This is a genomic window from Kribbella sp. NPDC054772, assembly GCF_053611945.1.
The window spans coordinates 45,853-61,671 of the sequence record NZ_JBSHBJ010000033.1 but is presented as its reverse complement, the minus strand read 5'-3'; the positions used below and the strand labels follow the sequence as shown (position 1 = coordinate 61,671).

Here is a 15,819-nt window from a genome sequence, read left to right as displayed (position 1 = left end):
GCGCTGTGGGGGCTCAGCCTCCTCTCGGTCGGGGGGGGGGGGGGGGGGCCCCCCCCCCGCGGCCCCCCCCCCCTCGGCGACACACACCCCCCCCGCCGGGTCGCGCCCCCCCCGGTTTCTGTGAGGGGGGTCAAATGCATTCCATCCATGTCGACGCCGACTTCAGCGACGACGAACGGCGACAGAAGCTCTACGAGGGCGATCTGTTCGTCTACTCACCACGGCCGTCTACCGTGGCACTCACCGAATTCGCCGGCGAGATGGCTCGCCAGGCATTCGCACCGCTGGACCCGGAGACCGCGCAGTTCGACATGGCGGTGGAGGACTACGCGAAACTGCTCGCCGAGCTGAAGCCCGCGTTCATCCACCACCCGGAGTCGAAGCGGCTGATCCAGGAGATGCTCGTCGACTTCGGCTGCGACCCGGACGAGGTGTACTTCGACGTGCCGCGGATGCGCAGCTCGACGTCGAACGACTACCTGACCAGTGGGATCGCGTTCGCGTTCCACCCGCATCGGGACACCTGGTACTCCGCGCCGTACGTGCAGCTCAACTGGTGGCTGCCGATCTTCGCGATCAGCGACGAGAACGGGCTGGCCTTCCACCCGAAGTACTGGCAGACGCCGGTCCGGAACAGTTCGCGGGTCTACAACTACGCGGAGTGGAACGCGACCAGCCGGAAGATCGCGGCCAGCCAGATCGGCAAGGACACCCGGGTGCAGCCGGTGCCCGAGGAGGAAGTCGAGCTGGTGCCGCAGATCCGGCCGATCTGCAAGCCGGGCGGCGTCATCCTGTTCTCCGGCGCGCAGCTGCACTCCAGTGTTCCGAACGCGTCGGGGCGGACCCGCTTCAGCATCGACCTTCGGACGGTGCACCTTGGTGACGCACTGGCCGGCCGGGCCGCTCCGAACATCGACTCGGAGTGCACCGGCACGACCATGGGCGACTACCTGCGGGTCAGCGACCTGAAGAACGTCCCCGAAGAGGTCATCGCAGCATTCGACAGCCCGGCGGTCCTCGCCTGAGTCACGGCCGACGGGCAGCCCCGCCGGCTGCCCATCGGTCGACCAGCAAGGCGATCGCCGGTACGACGATCAGCGCGCAACCTACCCCGCCGACGGTGTCGGTGGGGTAGTGCGCTGTCAGGGAGACCTGCGACCAGGCCATCAGGATTCCGGCGGCGAGAGTGGCTGCCAGCACGATGGCCGTACCGAGCGCCAGGCTTGTCCGGAGCAGGTCGGCGAGCAGCAGGCCGAGTACCAGACCGATGGCCGCGAAGGCCGCGGCGTGCCCGCTCGGGTAGGAGAGGAAACCGTCATGGATGCGGCGATCGACGATGTACTTCAGGCCAGTCGTCAAGACAGCGACCACCAGCGAGGCGATCACCGCTGTGATGGCGAGTGCGCGTCGCCGGGCGAGTAGGCAGACGGCGGCGACCGCCAGGATCACCAGGATGCGGCCGCGTGGTTCACCCAGCCAGTCGAGGGCGACCGCCAGCTGGTGTGCCGCCGGCGATCGGTCGGTGGCCAGGGACTGCAGCCGGCCGTCGATCCGGCTCGGTCGAGTGCTGCCGGCGTAGACCAGCGCGGGAACAGTTACCAGAACGAGTCCGAGCACGATCAGGGGCACCATCGACCGTCGGACCGAGGTCACGACGGCAGGTCGAAACCCTGCCCACACAGGAAGATCGCCGGCTGTGTTCATCCACCCCCCACCCCACGCAAATTCTATCCAAAGGGTGCCGGGCGGTCGGGCAGTGACGCCGGACGCGTAGTAATCTGCGGTGACTGCTCGCCGAAGCGTGGGTGAACAGGTCATACTGCAGGTTCCGATGGACACGGTCCGTGGCTGTCCGGTCGCAGGAGGGAACGGAAACCGCTGTGAGCGGAGCAGAAGCGCCGGACGCTGTGGACAGCCGGCGGCCGCTGTGGGTCGTGCCGCACGAGGTTCCAGCGATCGTTCCGTTGCCGTCCCGATGGACCGAGCCGCGGTGGGTCGGGGTGTACCGATGGGCCGCTGTCGGCGGGGACCTGCTGGCCGCGATGCTCGGGGTGTCGGTCGCACTGCTGACCCGGTTCGGGTACCACGTCGGCTCCAGCTATCTCGTGGTGAGCAGCCTGCTGCCGCCGGCCTGGGTGGCCGTGGTGGCGTTGTCGAAGGGCTACGACTCGCGGTACTTCGGCACCGGCCCGGACGAGTTCCGGTCGCTGTTGCGTTCGGGGGTCGGACTGACGGCCGCCGTGGCGATGACGTCGTACGTGACCAAGACCGAGATCGCCCGCGGCTTCGTGGTGCTGGCGATCCCCGTGCTGGTGCTGTCCGCGCTGTTGCTGCGGTACGCGTTGCGGAAGGACCTGCACCGGCATCGGGTCCGAGGTCGCTGTATGCACAGGGTTCTCGTGGTCGGACGTAGCGGTCCGGCCGCAACTTTGTGTGAGCACCTGGAGAGCCGTCCGACCGACGGCTTCCGGGTGGTCGCGACGTGCCGTCCGCGCGCCGACAGCGACGGGCCGCTGCAGCCGGAGGAGCTCGACGAGTCGGACATCCTGGCCGCGGCCGACCGGCACGCGGTCGAGGTGGTCGCGATCGCGACCGATCCGGAGCTGGCCGGCCATCTGCTTCGCCGACTGTCGTGGGCGCTGGAGCAGCGCGGCATCGAGCTGATCGTCTCACCGGGCATCATCGAGGTGGCCGGCCCGCGGATCTCCGTCCGCCCGGTCGCGGGTCTGTCGCTGCTGCACCTGGAGCGGCCGTCGGTGAGCGGCGGCCCGCACCTGATGAAGGCCGTCTTCGACCGGATCGTTGCCCTCGGCTTCGTTGCCCTGCTGGCCCCGCTGCTGATCGGGCTTGCCCTTGCGGTGAAGGTCTCCAGCCCCGGTCCGGTGCTGTTCCGGCAGCAGCGCGTCGGCCGTGGGGGCGTCGAGTTCACGATGCTGAAGATCCGCAGTATGTACACCGACGCCGAGCAGCGGCTCAGCGATCTGTATGCGTTGAGCGACGGCAACGGCGTGATCTTCAAGATGCGCAACGACCCGCGGATGACGCCGCTCGGCCGGTGGATCCGCCGGTTCTCCCTCGACGAGCTGCCGCAGCTGTTCAACGTGCTGCGCGGCGACATGTCGCTGGTCGGTCCGCGCCCGCCGCTGGCCGAGGAGGTCGCGCTGTACGCCGCCGACGACTCGCGCCGGATGCTGGTGAAGCCCGGGATGACCGGCCTGTGGCAGGTCAGCGGCCGCAGTGACCTGTCCTGGGACGAGTCGGTCCGGCTCGACCTGCGGTACGTCGACAACTGGTCGATGACCCTTGATCTGCTGATCCTCTGGAAGACCGTGCGCGCGGTGATCTACGGCGCGGGAGCGTACTGATGACAACCCAGCCCGACCTTCATGCACCGGTGTACGTCGCCGGCCACCGCGGCCTCGTCGGCTCGGCGATCTGGCGTCGCCTGGACGCTGCCGGGTACACGCACCTGATCGGCGCCTCGTCCGGTGAGCTCGACCTGCGGGACCGGGAGGCGACCTTCGCGTTCCTCCGTGAGCACCGCCCGGTCACCGTGATCGACGCCGCGGCGCGGGTCGGCGGGATCCTGGCGAACCGGGACCACCCGACCGAGTTCCTCAGCGACAACCTGCGGATCCAGGTGAACCTGATGGACGCCGCGCTCGAGGTCCGGACGCCGCGGCTGCTGTTCCTCGGGTCGTCGTGCATCTACCCGAAGTACGCCGAGCAGCCGATCCGCGAGTCAAGCCTGCTGACCGGTGAGCTGGAGCCGACCAATGACGCGTACGCGATCGCGAAGATCGCCGGCATCATGCAGGTCCAGGCGGTCCGCCGGCAGTACGGGCTGCGCTGGATCTCGGCGATGCCGACCAACCTCTACGGGCCGAACGACAACTTCGACCCGGTCACGTCGCACGTGCTGCCGGCGATGATCCGCCGCTTCCACGAGGCCAAGGCGACCGGTGCGGACGAGGTCGTGCTGTGGGGGAGCGGTACGCCGCGGCGCGAGTTCCTGCACGTCGACGACCTCGCGGACGCCAGCTTGCACCTGCTCGAGTACTACGACGCTCCCGAGCCGATCAACGTCGGTGTCGGCGCGGACGTGACGATCCGGGAACTGGCCGAGCTGGTCGCCCGTACCGTCGGCTACACCGGTGCCCTGAGCAACGATCTGTCGAAGCCGGACGGCACCCCGCGCAAGCTGCTCGACGTGAGCCGGCTGCAGTCGCTGGGCTGGAAGCCGTCGATCTCCCTCGAAGACGGCGTGGCCGCCACCTACGCCTGGTACCAGGAGAATGTCGCGTGAAGAAGGCGTTCGTCACCGGGATCACCGGGCAGGACGGGTCGTACCTGGCCGAGCTGCTGCTGTCCAAGGGCTACGAGGTGCACGGCCTGATCCGCCGCGCCAGCACCTTCAACACCAAGCGGATCGACCATCTGTACGAGGACCCGCACGCGCAGGACAAGCGGCTGTTCCTGCACTACGGCGACCTGACCGACGGCTCGCGACTCGTCACGCTGCTGGCGTCGATCCAGCCCGCCGAGGTCTACCACCTGGCCGCGCAGAGTCACGTCCGGGTCAGCTTCGACGAGCCGGAGTACACCGGTGACACCACCGGCATGGGTACGACGCGGTTGCTCGAGGCGATCCGGATGATCGGGCTGGACTGCCGCTTCTACCAGGCGTCCTCGTCGGAGATGTTCGGCGCGACCCCACCACCGCAGAACGAGGACACCCCGTTCTACCCGCGCTCGCCGTACGGAGCCGCGAAGCTCTACGGCTACTGGATGACGCGGAACTACCGCGAGGCGTACGACATGTTCGCGGTGAACGGCATCCTGTTCAACCACGAGTCCCCGCGGCGCGGTGAGACGTTCGTGACGCGGAAGATCACCCGCGCGGTCGCCGCGATCAAGACCGGTCGCCAGGACCGCTTGTACCTGGGAAACCTGGACGCCTGCCGCGACTGGGGCTACGCGCCGGAGTACGTCGAGGGCATGTGGCGAATGCTGCAGCACGACACCCCCGCCGACTACGTGATCGCGACCGGTACGTCGTACTCGGTCCGTGACTTCGTCGCACTGGCCTTCGCACATGTGGGCCTGGACTGGGAGCAGTACGTCGACTACGACCAGCGCTACGAGCGTCCGACCGAGGTCGACTCGCTGATCGGCGACGCGACCAAGGCGGCCGTCGACCTCGGCTGGAAGGCGCAGGTGCACGTGCCCGAACTGGTTCGGATCATGGTCGACGCCGACCTCGCCGCGCTGCGCACCGAAACGGAGGATTGATGACCGACACTCAGGCCCGGACCACTGCCTGGACGACGGATCAGCGAGTCGATGTACTCGGAATTCATGTCAGCGTGACGAATCTGGACGCGACCGTGGCGACGTTCGCCCGGTGGATCGAGCAGGACGAGCAGCAGCTGGTCTGCGTGTCGGACATGAACGCGCTGCTGCACGCCCGCGCCGACGAGCGGCTGACCGAGGTCTACAACACGTCCGGGCTGACGGTGCCGGACGGGATGCCCTTGGTGTGGGCCGGGAAGAAGGCCGGGTTCGAGCAGATGGACCGGGTCGCCGGACCCGACCTGCTCGAGCGGGTGCTGGCCGAGTCGGCGGAGAACGGCTGGACGCAGTACTTCTACGGCGGCGCCGACGGGGTGGCCGAGGAGCTCCGCGAGCGGTTCCAGGAGCGGCACCCGGCGTTGAAGGTCGTGGGTGTCGAGTGCCCGCCGTACCGGGAGCTGACAGACGCCGAGGACGCCGAGACGGTGGCCCGGATGAACGAGGCCCGGCCGGACATCATCTGGGTCGGGCTCGGCGCGCCGAAGCAGGAGCGCTGGATGGCCGAGCACCGCGACCGGCTGAACGCGACGATCCTGGTCGGCGTCGGCGCCGCGTTCGACTTCCACACCGGCCGGCTGGACCGCGCGCCGCTGTGGATGCAGCGTTCCGGGCTGGAGTGGAGCTACCGGCTGTACAAGGAGCCGAAGCGGCTCTGGCGGCGCTACCTGCTCGGGATCCCGCGTTTCCTGGTGGGCATTTTCCGGCACCCGCCGCGACCACTCTAGAGTGAGCCGGTGAGATTCCGGCGGCCGAAATTACGTCGGCTGGCCGGTCCGGCCGGTCGCGCGGGCTGGGGTTTGGCCGATCAGGCGCTGTCGAGTCTCAGCAATCTCGCGGTCGGCGTCGTCGTCGCGCGGTCCAGTACGGTCGCCGACTTCGGCGTCTACGCGCTGGCCTTCGGCGGCTACACGATCGCCCTGAACGTGTCGCGGGCGGTCTCCACCGAGCCGCTCGCCGTACGGCACTCCGGTGATCGCACGCCGGACTGGCAGCGCGCGGTCCGGGCGAGTACGGCGACCGCGTTGCTGTGCGGTCTGCTCGCGATGCTGGTTGGCCTGGCGATCGCGGCCTTCCCCGGCGTCCCGTCGCGCGGAGTGCTGATCGCGTTCGCGGTGACGATGCCGGGACTGTTGCTGCAGGACGCCTGGCGCTGGGCGTTCTTCGTCGTCGGTGAGGGAACGAAGGCCTTCGTCAACGACCTGATCTGGTTGCTCGCGATGCTGGCGATCTTCGGCGGCCTTTACCTCACCGGTACGACGTCCGCGTTCAGCCTCACGTTCGGGTGGGGACTGGGCGCGGTGATCGCCGCGATCGCGGGCCGGTTCCAGGCCGGCGTGGCGCCCCGCCGCCAGCTGATCCGCGAATGGGTACGGCGGAACTGGGACCTGAGCCCGAAGTACGTGGGGGAGATGCTCGCGGTCTCCGGCACCATCCAGGTCTACATGCTCGGCATCACCGCGGCCGCCGGCCTGGTGGCGACCGCGGGGATCCGCGGCGCCCAGGTGCTGCTCGGCCCGGTGAACGTGCTGAACCAGGGGATCCGGATGATCTCGGTCCCCGAAGCCGCCCGGGCGCTGAAGCATTCGTACCGGCGGCTGTGGCTCGTGGGTCTCGCCATTTCGTTCGGCGTCGGAGCCGGCGCGCTGGCGTGGGGCGCGATCTTCCTGTTGCTACCTGCCGTTGTGGGCCGGGAACTGCTCGGCCCGGGCGTCTGGGCGCAGGCGCACACTGTGCTGATCCCGGTCATCCTGTTGCAGGCCTTGGGCGCCTCGAACGCGGGTGCGTTCGCGATCCTGCGCGCCCTCACCGCCGCGACCCGCGGTCTGCGCGTCCGGCTGATCTCATCCGCCGTCCTGATCACCTGCGGGATCGGCGGCGCCTTCCTCTGGGGCCCGAAGGGCGCGGCGTGGGGGCTGGCCGGAGCGTCGTTCGCCACTCTGCTCCTGTGGTGGAACGAAGCCCACCGGGCCATCGCCGCCCATCGCCGCGCCGCTGCCGCGGCTTAGGGGATCTTCACGCTCGCATTGGCGCTCTTGATGATGTTGCGGCCGTCGTGCACCTCGACGTGGTACGTGTATGTCGAGCCACGGGCCAGGCCGCGGTCCATCACCTGGTAGGTCTTCCGCGCCTGCCAGAAGTACGACACGTTGACGGCCGACCCGACGTTCAGCGACCCGCGGAACACGTTGTAGGTCAGCGACAGGTTGTCCAGGTCGTACACGTCGTTGTAGCTCACGTACACCCGACCGGCCGAGGTCGCGACGAGCGTCGGAGCCTTCGGTACGGCGGGCGCCGCACCACCCGCGGCGTTCGTGAACCGGGCGATCCCCACCTGGGGCTTGCCGTTGACGTTCAGGAAGTCACCGCCGACCCACAGGTCGGAGTCGGTACCGGCCATTGCCAGCGGACCGACCTTCGTGGTGCTCTTCGGGTTCGCGTCGGTGTTCGGGAACCACGGTCCGAGGTTGCCGTTGATCGCGCTCTCCACCAGCAGGTAATGCGTGCCGGTGCCGTCCGGGAAACCGTTCGGGGACGAGCTGCAGTTGTGCGCGTGCGAGCCCTTGTAGAGCCAGTTGCCGATCGCCTTGATCGCCTCGGTGGCGCCCAGGCAGGTGTTCTTCCACAGCAGCTTGCCGGTCGACACCTGCGCCGCCAGTACGCCGTCGTAGCAGCCGGAACCGTCACCGCCGTTGGACACGAACACCTTGTCGCCGAGCGTGTCGATGTCCTTCACGCGGGTGGTGCAGGTCGCGGTCGGCTTCGGGATCGAGGCGGCGGCCGGGAAGTCGTAGGCCGCGCCGGTGGTGGTGTTCAGCATCGCCAGCGAGTAGTGGTCCTTGCCGCCGATGGTGCTGAACGGACCGCCGACGAAGACCCGGCTGCCGTTGTCGGCGACGTCCACGGCGTACACGTCGGAGTTGGCGTTCGGGTTCCACGGCAGCAGGTCGCCCTGGAGCAGCCGGACCGCGCCGAGCCGGTTGCGGACCGCGCCGTCGATCTTGCCGAAGGCGCCGCCGATGTACACGGTGCTGCCGGAGATCGCGAGCGCCTTGACGCGGGCCGCGACCACCGGGTCCCAGGCCGCCACCAGCTTGCCGGTGGCGGTGCTGAACATCGCGATCTTGCTGCGCCGGACGCCGTTCACCACGGTGAAGTCACCGCCGATCACCACCCACTTCCCGTCCGGGCTGGTGGCGATCGCGTACACCGGACCGTTCACGGTCGGCGCGAACGAGGTCGGAGCGCCGGTGGTGCGGTCGAAGGCCGCGACGTAGCTGCGCAGCGTCTCCGGCGCCTGGCCCGACAACTTGCCCGGCTGGCGGAGTCTGGTGAACAGACCGCCGGCGTACACGGTGTTACCCGCGATGGCCAGCGCGTTCACGCTGTTGTTGGTCTGCCACGACGTCTGCTTGATGGCGGATACGGCGGAGGCGAAGCCCGGTGTCGCCGCCTGCACAGGCGGTCCCGACGGAATCAACGCCGCGGCCAGGACGGCCGCGCCGGTGACAAGGGCCAGCACTAACTTCTTCATTTGTGTCCTTCGACAGGCGGGGTCCAACAGCGCGTGCCTCATCACGCACCAGCGGCGGACGATACCGGTGCAGGAGGCCCACTGGAAGCGGGCCTCCGGACCGCGTTATGACTTTGTGCCAGAACTCCCAGAGAGACGGCTTTTCACTTGGCCGCGTAGTGAGACTGGACCTGCACCGGGGTGAGTGCGTACGGGTAAACCGCAGCCTCGTCGATGCCCATCCCGGTCTGGGTGGCTCCGCCGCCGGGCCACGAGTTCGTCAGGTCGTAGCCGACGCGCCACCAGCCGTAGTACACCGACGCCGGACCCACGAGGGCGCTGCCCGAGAGCACGCCGTCGACGTACAGCTTCATCGTGCCGTTGTCGTAGGTGCCGGCCACGTGGTGCCACTGGCCGTCGTTCTTGCCGGACGGACTGGTCAGGGTGCGCTGCGAGCCGTCGTTCACGCCGAAGACGATCGAGCCGTTCGTGCGCATGTAGAGCATCCGGTCACCGCCACCGCCGCTGTTGGTGGTCTTCGAGTTGCCGAAGCCGATGATCCGGCCGCCGCGGTTGAAGCCGCTCTGCTTGACCCAGGCCTCGACGGTGAACTGCTGCGGCATGCTGTACGCCTTCTCGCCCACCATCCGCCCGCTGGACGAGCTGATCGTCATCGAGCTGTTGCCGGCGATCGCACCGGCAGCACCCAGCGTCACGCCGGTGAAGGTCCCGTTGTTGCTCTGCCCGGACGAGTCGACCGAGGTCGTCGTACCGACTGCCTCACTGAGCCGCCAGTACGCCTGCGGACCGTCGGAGTTCACGAGCTGGTCGTACGCCGTCGACGCGGCCGAGGCGACCGTGAGCGGGTCCGAGTAGTTGCCGCGGATCGTCGTACTGCCGTCGGTGACCTCGACGCGGTAGTTCGTCACCTCGCCCGGCGTCACGTCGGTGTCGGTGTAGTGCAGCCAGGGCCGGTCCCACGGCGTCGACTTGGCGGTCCAGGTCGCGATGGTGGTGTTGCTGAAGCCCTTGAGTAGCCGGTACGTCAGCGTGCTGTCGTCGTTGTCGACCACGGTCGGGAAGTGGATCTGGACGACGCCGGGCTGGACGCTGTACGGCAGCAGCTTGGCCGGCTTGGCCGGGGCCGCACCTGGAGTGGCGTTGGTGAAGTGGGTCAGGCCCTGCTGGCCGGTGCCGTTCACGTTCAGGAAGTCGCCGCCGACCCACAGGTCGTTGCCGCCGGTCGCGAACGCCAGCGGTCCGACGTTGGTGACGCTGTTCGGGTCGGCGTCGGTGTTCGGGAACCACGGGCCGAGCGTGCCGTCGCTGATCTTCTCGGACAGCAGGAAGCGGTAGCCGAAGCCCTGCGGGAATCCGCCGGCGCCCTGGTTCGCGCAGTCGTGGGCGTGCGAGCCCTTGTAGAGCCAGCCGTTCACGACCTTGACCGCCTCGGTCGCGCCGAGGCACTGGTTCTTCCACTTCAGCGTGTTGGTCGCGATGTCGGCCGCCCAGGTGCCGTCGAAGCACCCGCCGCCGTCACCACCGTTGCCGAAGTACACGGTGTCGCCGCTGGCGTCGATCGTCTTCACCCGCGTCGTGCAGGACCCGTTCGGCGGCGGTACGGCGGAGGCGCCCGGGAACGGGAGGACGGCCCCGGTCACCGGGTCGAGGCTGGACACGGTGTTCTGGTTGGTGCCGTTGACGGTGCTGAACTGACCACCGGCGTACACCTTGGAGGCGTCGTCGGCAGCGTCGACCGCGTACACGTCCCCGTTCACCGACGGGGCCCAGGGCAACAGGGCGCCGGTGTCGGTGGTGACCGCGGCGAGCCGGTCGCGGGTCAGGTTGTTCACCAGGCCGAACGAGCCGCCGAAGTAGACCGTCGTACCGGAGACGGCGATGGTCTTGACGCGGTAGGAGACCGAGGGCTTCCAGTTCGCGACGAGCGCGCCGGTGGCGGTGTCGAAGGCGGCGATCCGGTTGCGGGTCTGGCCGTTGACGGTCGTGAAGTCACCGCCGACGAAGATCCGGGAGCCGTCCGCGGAGGCGGCGACCGCGTAAACCTGACCGTTCAGCACCGGGTTGAACGTGGTGACCAGAGCGCCGGTGCTCGCGTCGAAGGCGGCCAGGTACGCCTGGCCGACCTCACCGGTCCCGGCTGCGACGCCCGGTGGCCTGACGCTGGTGAACCGGCCCCCGGCGTACGCCGTACCGTCGGCGACCGCGATGCCCTGGACGCTCGAGTTGGTCTGCCAGCTCGAGCCGGCGGCCGCGGAGAGCGAGGCCTCGACGCTCTGCGCCGCCGGTGCCAGCGTCACGACCAGCGCGCCGGCGAGTAGCGAGCCCGCAATCCCCAGTCGCGCGAACAGGCGTGCGGACAGGCGTGCGGACAGGCGTGTCTTCGTCATGTAGCGATGTCCCCCCTTGGACATGGGCGGCGCGCACCGCGCCGTACAACTTGAACCTCACGAAGCCCCGAGAAATCCCCCGGAGAAGAGAGTAGGGCACGGAGCGAGATCCTGTGAGTGGTCGGTCCGGGGTTGTGGATATCCTGAGTCGCTGGCGCCGAGGGAGTAGTGAGGTACTGCATGGAACCGGGCACTGTGGTCTGGCGGGAGACCGCTCAGTCCCTGCTGCGGCAGAAGTGGCTGATCATGGGCTGCATCCTGCTCGGACTGCTCGGCGCCTCGGTGTTCGCGCTGTCGCAGACCACCCGGTGGACCGCCTCGAGTCAGCTGGTGATCGGCCCCGCGGTGCCGCCCGCGCTGGTCGGGAAGCTGTCCAGCAGCGGCGCGGACAAGACCGGCCCGCTCGGGATGGACCTGCCGGCCGAGACGCAGGCCCGGGTGATGGCCAGCCCGACGCTGCTCGCCGCCGTGGTGAAGACGCTCGGGATGCCGAACGACGACCAGACCATCCAGGACCTGGCCGCGGTGACCCGGGTGAAGGCCGTCACCGACAACGCGTACCTCGTCACCACCGACGGCCCGACCGCGCAGAAGGCCGTCGACCGGGCGAACGCGATCGCGACCATCTACCTCAACCAGCGCAACGCCGAGGCGAAGGCGCTGCTCACCAACCTGGCCGAGCAGGCGCAGGCCCGTTCGAAGACGGCGCAGACGCAGTCCCGGAGCCTGGTCAGCCAGATCGACGAGGCGGTCGGCCGCGGCGACAACCAGACCGCCGCCGCGCTGCGTGACCAGCGGGTAGGGCTGGCCACCGAGGCTCGGCAGGCCGCCGACGACGCGGCCGCGATGCTGAAGGCGCTGTCGACCGTCGGCGCCGGGAGCCAACTGGTGACGCCGGCGACGACCGACACCGCCAGCTCCTCGCCGATCGTTGCCCGCGACATCCTGGTCGGCGGCATCCTCGGCCTGGTGCTCGGCTTCGGTCTGGCGCTGCTGCGGTCGCACCTGACGCCGTACATCCTGACCCGCGACCAGGCGGCCCGCGCGGCGAGCGCGCCGGTGATGGCGGCGTCCGAGGGACATCGGCGCCGGTTCTGGCAGCGGTCGGCTCCCGAGCTCCCGCAGTACGAGATCACGGCGCTGGGGGCCGAGGCGAGTGGTGCGCTGGCGCGCCGCGAGCTGAACCCGCGCGCGTTCGCCGCCGGTGGCCCGGGCGCCCTGCTCGTGGTGTCCGCGTCCCCGACACCCAACTCGGCCGGCATCGCGCTGGCGATGGCCGAGGCGAACGCCCGGGACGGCCGCGAGACGCTGCTGGTCCTGGCCGACATCGAAGGTACGCCGGTGCTCCCACACCTCACCGGTCACGAGGGACTGACCGACCTGGTGATGGAGCCCGCGGCCACCCGCGCGATCCGGGCCCGGAAGCTGTTCCGCCCGGGCACCGTCGCGGATCTGTACGTGCTGCCGCCCGGCCTCAACCACGAGGAGACTGCCGAGGCCGTCGGCCCGTCGCTGGTCCCCGGCATCGTCGCCGACCTGCCCCCGGGGTACTCCGTGGTGATCCACGGTCCCGCCTCGGTCGGGCGGCACGGGATCTCGCCGCTGGCCGCCGCCGTGGACGCGTCGGTGCTGGTGGTCCAGGTCGGTCTCGACAAGGAGATGGATGTCGCGCGGCTGACCGGGGCGCTGCAGTTCGCCGGTGCTCCGGTGCTGGGCGTCGTCCTGATCGGTGCCTCGGCACAGGACGAGACGCTCGGCATCCCGCTGAACTACAAGCCGCTGGACGCGGCTTCACCGATGCGCTGATGTCGGGCCTGTCGGCGGTTTCGCGGAACCGGCTCGATCCGCCGGTGCCCGGGACGGTCGCCGGCGAGGTCCAGCGGCCGGCCTGGTTCTGGCTGCTGCTGTGGTGCCTGTTCGTGCTGGGCGTCCAGCCGTGGTCGTCGCGGGTCGCGGCGCCGCAGGGGACGACCGGATCGACGAACAGCATGGCGAAGGGCCTGTTGCTCGGCGCGGTCTTCCTGGTCGCACTGGCGGCGACCAAGCCTGGCTTCCGGACCCGGGTGAATCCGGCCAGCTGGCTCTACGTGATGTACGTGCTGTTCGCGTGCGCGACGGCGTTCCTGCTCGCCGAACCGATGGGTCCCCTGACCCGATTGGCGCGGTTCCTGATCGGGCTGGTGTTCGTCTTCCTGCTCTGGCGGCCGCTGGTGCAGGTTCCGGAGCGGCTGGTCCGCGCTCACCTGTGGGCCCACCTGTTGCTCGGGGCAACCGTCATCCTGAGCCTCGCCTATTCGCCGTCCCAGGCGTGGCGGCCGCTGAGCTCGCTCGGTACCGGGTCCCGCCTGCAGGGCGTGATCATCCCGATGCTGCCGCCGCGCGTCGGTGAGGTCGGCGCGATCCTGCTCGGGCTCGCGCTGATCGGGCTGGTCTGCCGGAAGCTGTCGGCCCTGCCCGCGTTCGCCTTGATCGGGCTGGGCGGCGTCCTGATCGCGGCCAGCCGCACGCGTACCTCGGCCGCGGCCGTCGCCTTCGGTCTGGTGATCGGCCTGATCATCACCCGGAAGACCTGGCTCGGCCGGATCGCCTGCCTCGTGGTTCCCGGGCTGCTCGGCCTCGCGTTCCTGACCATCGGGTCGCTGCACAACTGGCTGCTGCGCGGTCAGGGCACGCGGCAGATCAGCTCACTGAGCGGCCGTACGACGAGTTGGCAGGCGGTCCTCGACGAGAAGGTGTCGATCCAGACCGCGATCATCGGCCACGGCCTCGGCAACAAGCGAGTACTGCTCCGCCGTGGTGAGGGCGACATCGACGTGATGGCGATCGACAACAGCTGGCTGGGTCTGTACTGGGAGACCGGGCTGCTCGCCGTCGCGATCGTCGCGTTCGCGCTGATCATCGCGTGGATCTCGGTGCTCCGGGCGCCCACGCCGTACATCCGGGCTTGTGGTGCGTTGCTGCTCGGCTATGTCACCGCGGCGTCGTTGAACGAGAGTGGACTTTCCGACCTGTCCTCGATGACCGTGCACCTGTTGGTGGCTGCTGCGATTTGCGACGCCGACCGGCTGCGGCACCGAAGGCGTACCCAGGAACTTTCGCTAGCTGCTCACTGAGTCCTGGTCGAAGCCGGACTGCTGCCATTCGGACCAGGTCATCGACTTGCCGTGGTACGCGAAGCGGTCCTCGCCGCCGGCCACCTGATAGCTGTTCCGGCGGAACGTGATCGCGCCGGGTTGCGCGGGGGAGCGCTTGTTCTCGACGACCCCGAGCGTCGAGGTGGCGTCGCTCATCACGACCAGGTTGCCCTCGACGAGGACGTTGCGCAGGACGTACGTACCGCGCGGACCGTCGCCGCGGGTCCGGGACTGGATGGACAGCGCGTTGCGGTTGTTCTTGATCAGATTGCCGCGGACCTGGACGTCGGAGGACGTGTTGACGTTGATGCCGCCGCCGTCCCAGAGCGAGCCGCCGGAGCCGCGACCGGTGCCGTACCCGTTGTGCTCGACGACGTTCTGATCGATGACGCCGGCGAAACTGATCTCGTACCGGATGCCGTCCGCCGCGTTGTCCCGGATCCGGTTCCCGGTGATCGTCCGGTCGTACTCCGCGATGTCGCTCCACATCCCGATACCCCGGTTCGCGACGATGTCGTTGCCGCTCACCTCGCCGGACGACCGGGTGGACTTGATCCCGCCGGACTCCCAGTCCGCGATCCAGAAGCCGTCGGTGTTGTTGCCGGTCACCAGGTTCGCGGTGATCCGGACGTCGGCCGACTTGTACTGGCCGATGCCGAGCTGCCCGTTGTTCGCGACGGTGTTCCGGCTGACCTCGGCGTTGTCGCCCTCGATGACCATGATTCCGACCGCGTGGTTCCAGCGCACCTCGTTCGCGGTCACCTTCCAGCCACGGCCGGCCTGCAGCGCACCGGCCTGCGGGCGGCTGGCGAAGTGCTCGATGGTCAGACCGGTCACCGTGACATCGTCCGCGGACTTGTCGATCGCGGTCTGGGTGCGCGACATCTCGACGACGCGTCCGGTGGGATCGTCAGCCGCGTACAGGCTGTTGGTGCGGTAGTCGCCGTAGAAGGTGCCTGGCTTCAGTTGGGTCAGGCTCATCACGCGGGTCAGGTACTTGCCGTCGACGAACAGTTGCTCGCCGAGCTGGCACGGCTTGGTCTTGTTGTCCTCGCATTGACCCTTGAGTGGGTACGCCGTCGGCAGTGCACCACGCACCACCCAAGCGCTGCCCGCCCGCTGCCATCCGCTGAGTCGGACGGCTCCGCTCAACACCGCGCCGGGGTCACCGGCGAGCGTGTCGCCCTTGCGCGGCTGGACGGCGCGCGTCAGCCGGTGCACGCCCTTCGCGAAGCAGAACGTGGTGCCTTGCGGCGCGGCCTCGATCACCGGCTGCGGATCCGTGCCGACCGGGATCGCGGTCCCCTGGCACGGCTTCGCCGTACTCGGGCCGGTTGGTCCGAGTGCCGCGGCCGGCGGCGCCCGGGGGGGGGGGGGGGGGGGAACCGAGGGTTGGGCGGCCCGGGTTGAGGGG

12 protein-coding genes are annotated in these 15,819 nt (G+C 69.2%); 8 read left to right on the top strand and 4 right to left on the bottom strand.

Translation table 11 applies throughout. The annotated features are described in order from the left end of the window. Positions 1–134: 134 nt before the first annotated feature. Positions 135–1,025 carry a phytanoyl-CoA dioxygenase family protein gene (locus ACWGID_RS34190; protein WP_452203472.1) on the top strand — a complete coding sequence of 297 codons (891 nt, stop codon included), beginning with the start codon at positions 135–137 and terminating at the stop codon, positions 1,023–1,025. A 1-nt stretch (position 1,026) separates the two neighbouring features. Here ACWGID_RS34190 and ACWGID_RS34185 read toward each other — a convergent pair whose 3' ends face one another. After that, the gene (locus ACWGID_RS34185; protein ID WP_452203471.1) at positions 1,027–1,653 is read right to left on the bottom strand and encodes a phosphatase PAP2 family protein; all 627 of its coding nucleotides are present in this window, start codon (positions 1,651–1,653) and stop codon (positions 1,027–1,029) included. 227 nt (positions 1,654–1,880) lie between these two features. On the opposite strand from ACWGID_RS34185, the gene ACWGID_RS34180 reads away from it, so the two are divergent. The 5 genes from ACWGID_RS34180 to ACWGID_RS34160 are packed head-to-tail and all read left to right on the top strand — an operon-like array spanning position 1,881 to position 7,358. After that, complete coding sequence (locus tag ACWGID_RS34180) at positions 1,881–3,365, top strand: sugar transferase (protein ID WP_452203470.1); 1,485 nt, start codon at positions 1,881–1,883, stop codon at positions 3,363–3,365. Further along, positions 3,365–4,306: a GDP-L-fucose synthase family protein gene (locus tag ACWGID_RS34175; protein WP_452203469.1), complete on the top strand. Its 942-nt coding sequence runs from the start codon at positions 3,365–3,367 to the stop codon at positions 4,304–4,306. Before ACWGID_RS34180 ends, ACWGID_RS34175 begins: the two co-directional genes overlap by 1 nt. Continuing rightward, the gene (gene gmd / locus ACWGID_RS34170) at positions 4,303–5,292 is read left to right on the top strand and encodes a GDP-mannose 4,6-dehydratase (protein WP_452203468.1); all 990 of its coding nucleotides are present in this window, start codon (positions 4,303–4,305) and stop codon (positions 5,290–5,292) included. The genes ACWGID_RS34175 and gmd overlap by 4 nt, the downstream gene beginning before the upstream one ends. After that, entirely contained in the window at positions 5,292–6,077 is a 786-nt protein-coding gene (locus tag ACWGID_RS34165) for a WecB/TagA/CpsF family glycosyltransferase (RefSeq protein WP_452203467.1), read from the top strand. Before gmd ends, ACWGID_RS34165 begins: the two co-directional genes overlap by 1 nt. 9 nt (positions 6,078–6,086) lie before the next feature. Beyond that, positions 6,087–7,358 carry a hypothetical protein gene (locus ACWGID_RS34160; RefSeq protein ID WP_452203466.1) on the top strand — a complete coding sequence of 424 codons (1,272 nt, stop codon included), beginning with the start codon at positions 6,087–6,089 and terminating at the stop codon, positions 7,356–7,358. Here ACWGID_RS34160 and ACWGID_RS34155 read toward each other — a convergent pair. Together ACWGID_RS34155 and ACWGID_RS34150 are read right to left on the bottom strand one after the other, a co-directional pair. Beyond that, the gene (locus ACWGID_RS34155) at positions 7,355–8,884 is read right to left on the bottom strand and encodes a fibronectin type III domain-containing protein (RefSeq protein WP_452203465.1); all 1,530 of its coding nucleotides are present in this window, start codon (positions 8,882–8,884) and stop codon (positions 7,355–7,357) included. The genes ACWGID_RS34160 and ACWGID_RS34155 overlap by 4 nt on opposite strands. A gap of 143 nt (positions 8,885–9,027) precedes the next feature. Next, positions 9,028–11,271 (bottom strand): LamG-like jellyroll fold domain-containing protein, encoded by a 2,244-nt coding sequence (locus ACWGID_RS34150; protein ID WP_452203464.1) that lies wholly within the window; start codon positions 11,269–11,271, stop codon positions 9,028–9,030. A gap of 180 nt (positions 11,272–11,451) precedes the next feature. Between ACWGID_RS34150 and ACWGID_RS34145 the strand changes: the two genes are divergently transcribed. Then, complete coding sequence (locus ACWGID_RS34145; RefSeq protein WP_452203463.1) at positions 11,452–13,077, top strand: Wzz/FepE/Etk N-terminal domain-containing protein; 1,626 nt, start codon at positions 11,452–11,454, stop codon at positions 13,075–13,077. Then, the gene (locus ACWGID_RS34140) at positions 13,077–14,384 is read left to right on the top strand and encodes an O-antigen ligase family protein (RefSeq protein ID WP_452203462.1); all 1,308 of its coding nucleotides are present in this window, start codon (positions 13,077–13,079) and stop codon (positions 14,382–14,384) included. The genes ACWGID_RS34145 and ACWGID_RS34140 overlap by 1 nt, the downstream gene beginning before the upstream one ends. On the opposite strand, the gene ACWGID_RS34135 is transcribed toward ACWGID_RS34140, so the two are convergent. Then, on the bottom strand, positions 14,370–15,674 hold the full coding sequence (locus ACWGID_RS34135) for a right-handed parallel beta-helix repeat-containing protein (protein ID WP_452203461.1): 1,305 nt from the start codon (positions 15,672–15,674) through the stop codon (positions 14,370–14,372). The genes ACWGID_RS34140 and ACWGID_RS34135 overlap by 15 nt on opposite strands. Positions 15,675–15,819: the final 145 nt, after the last annotated feature.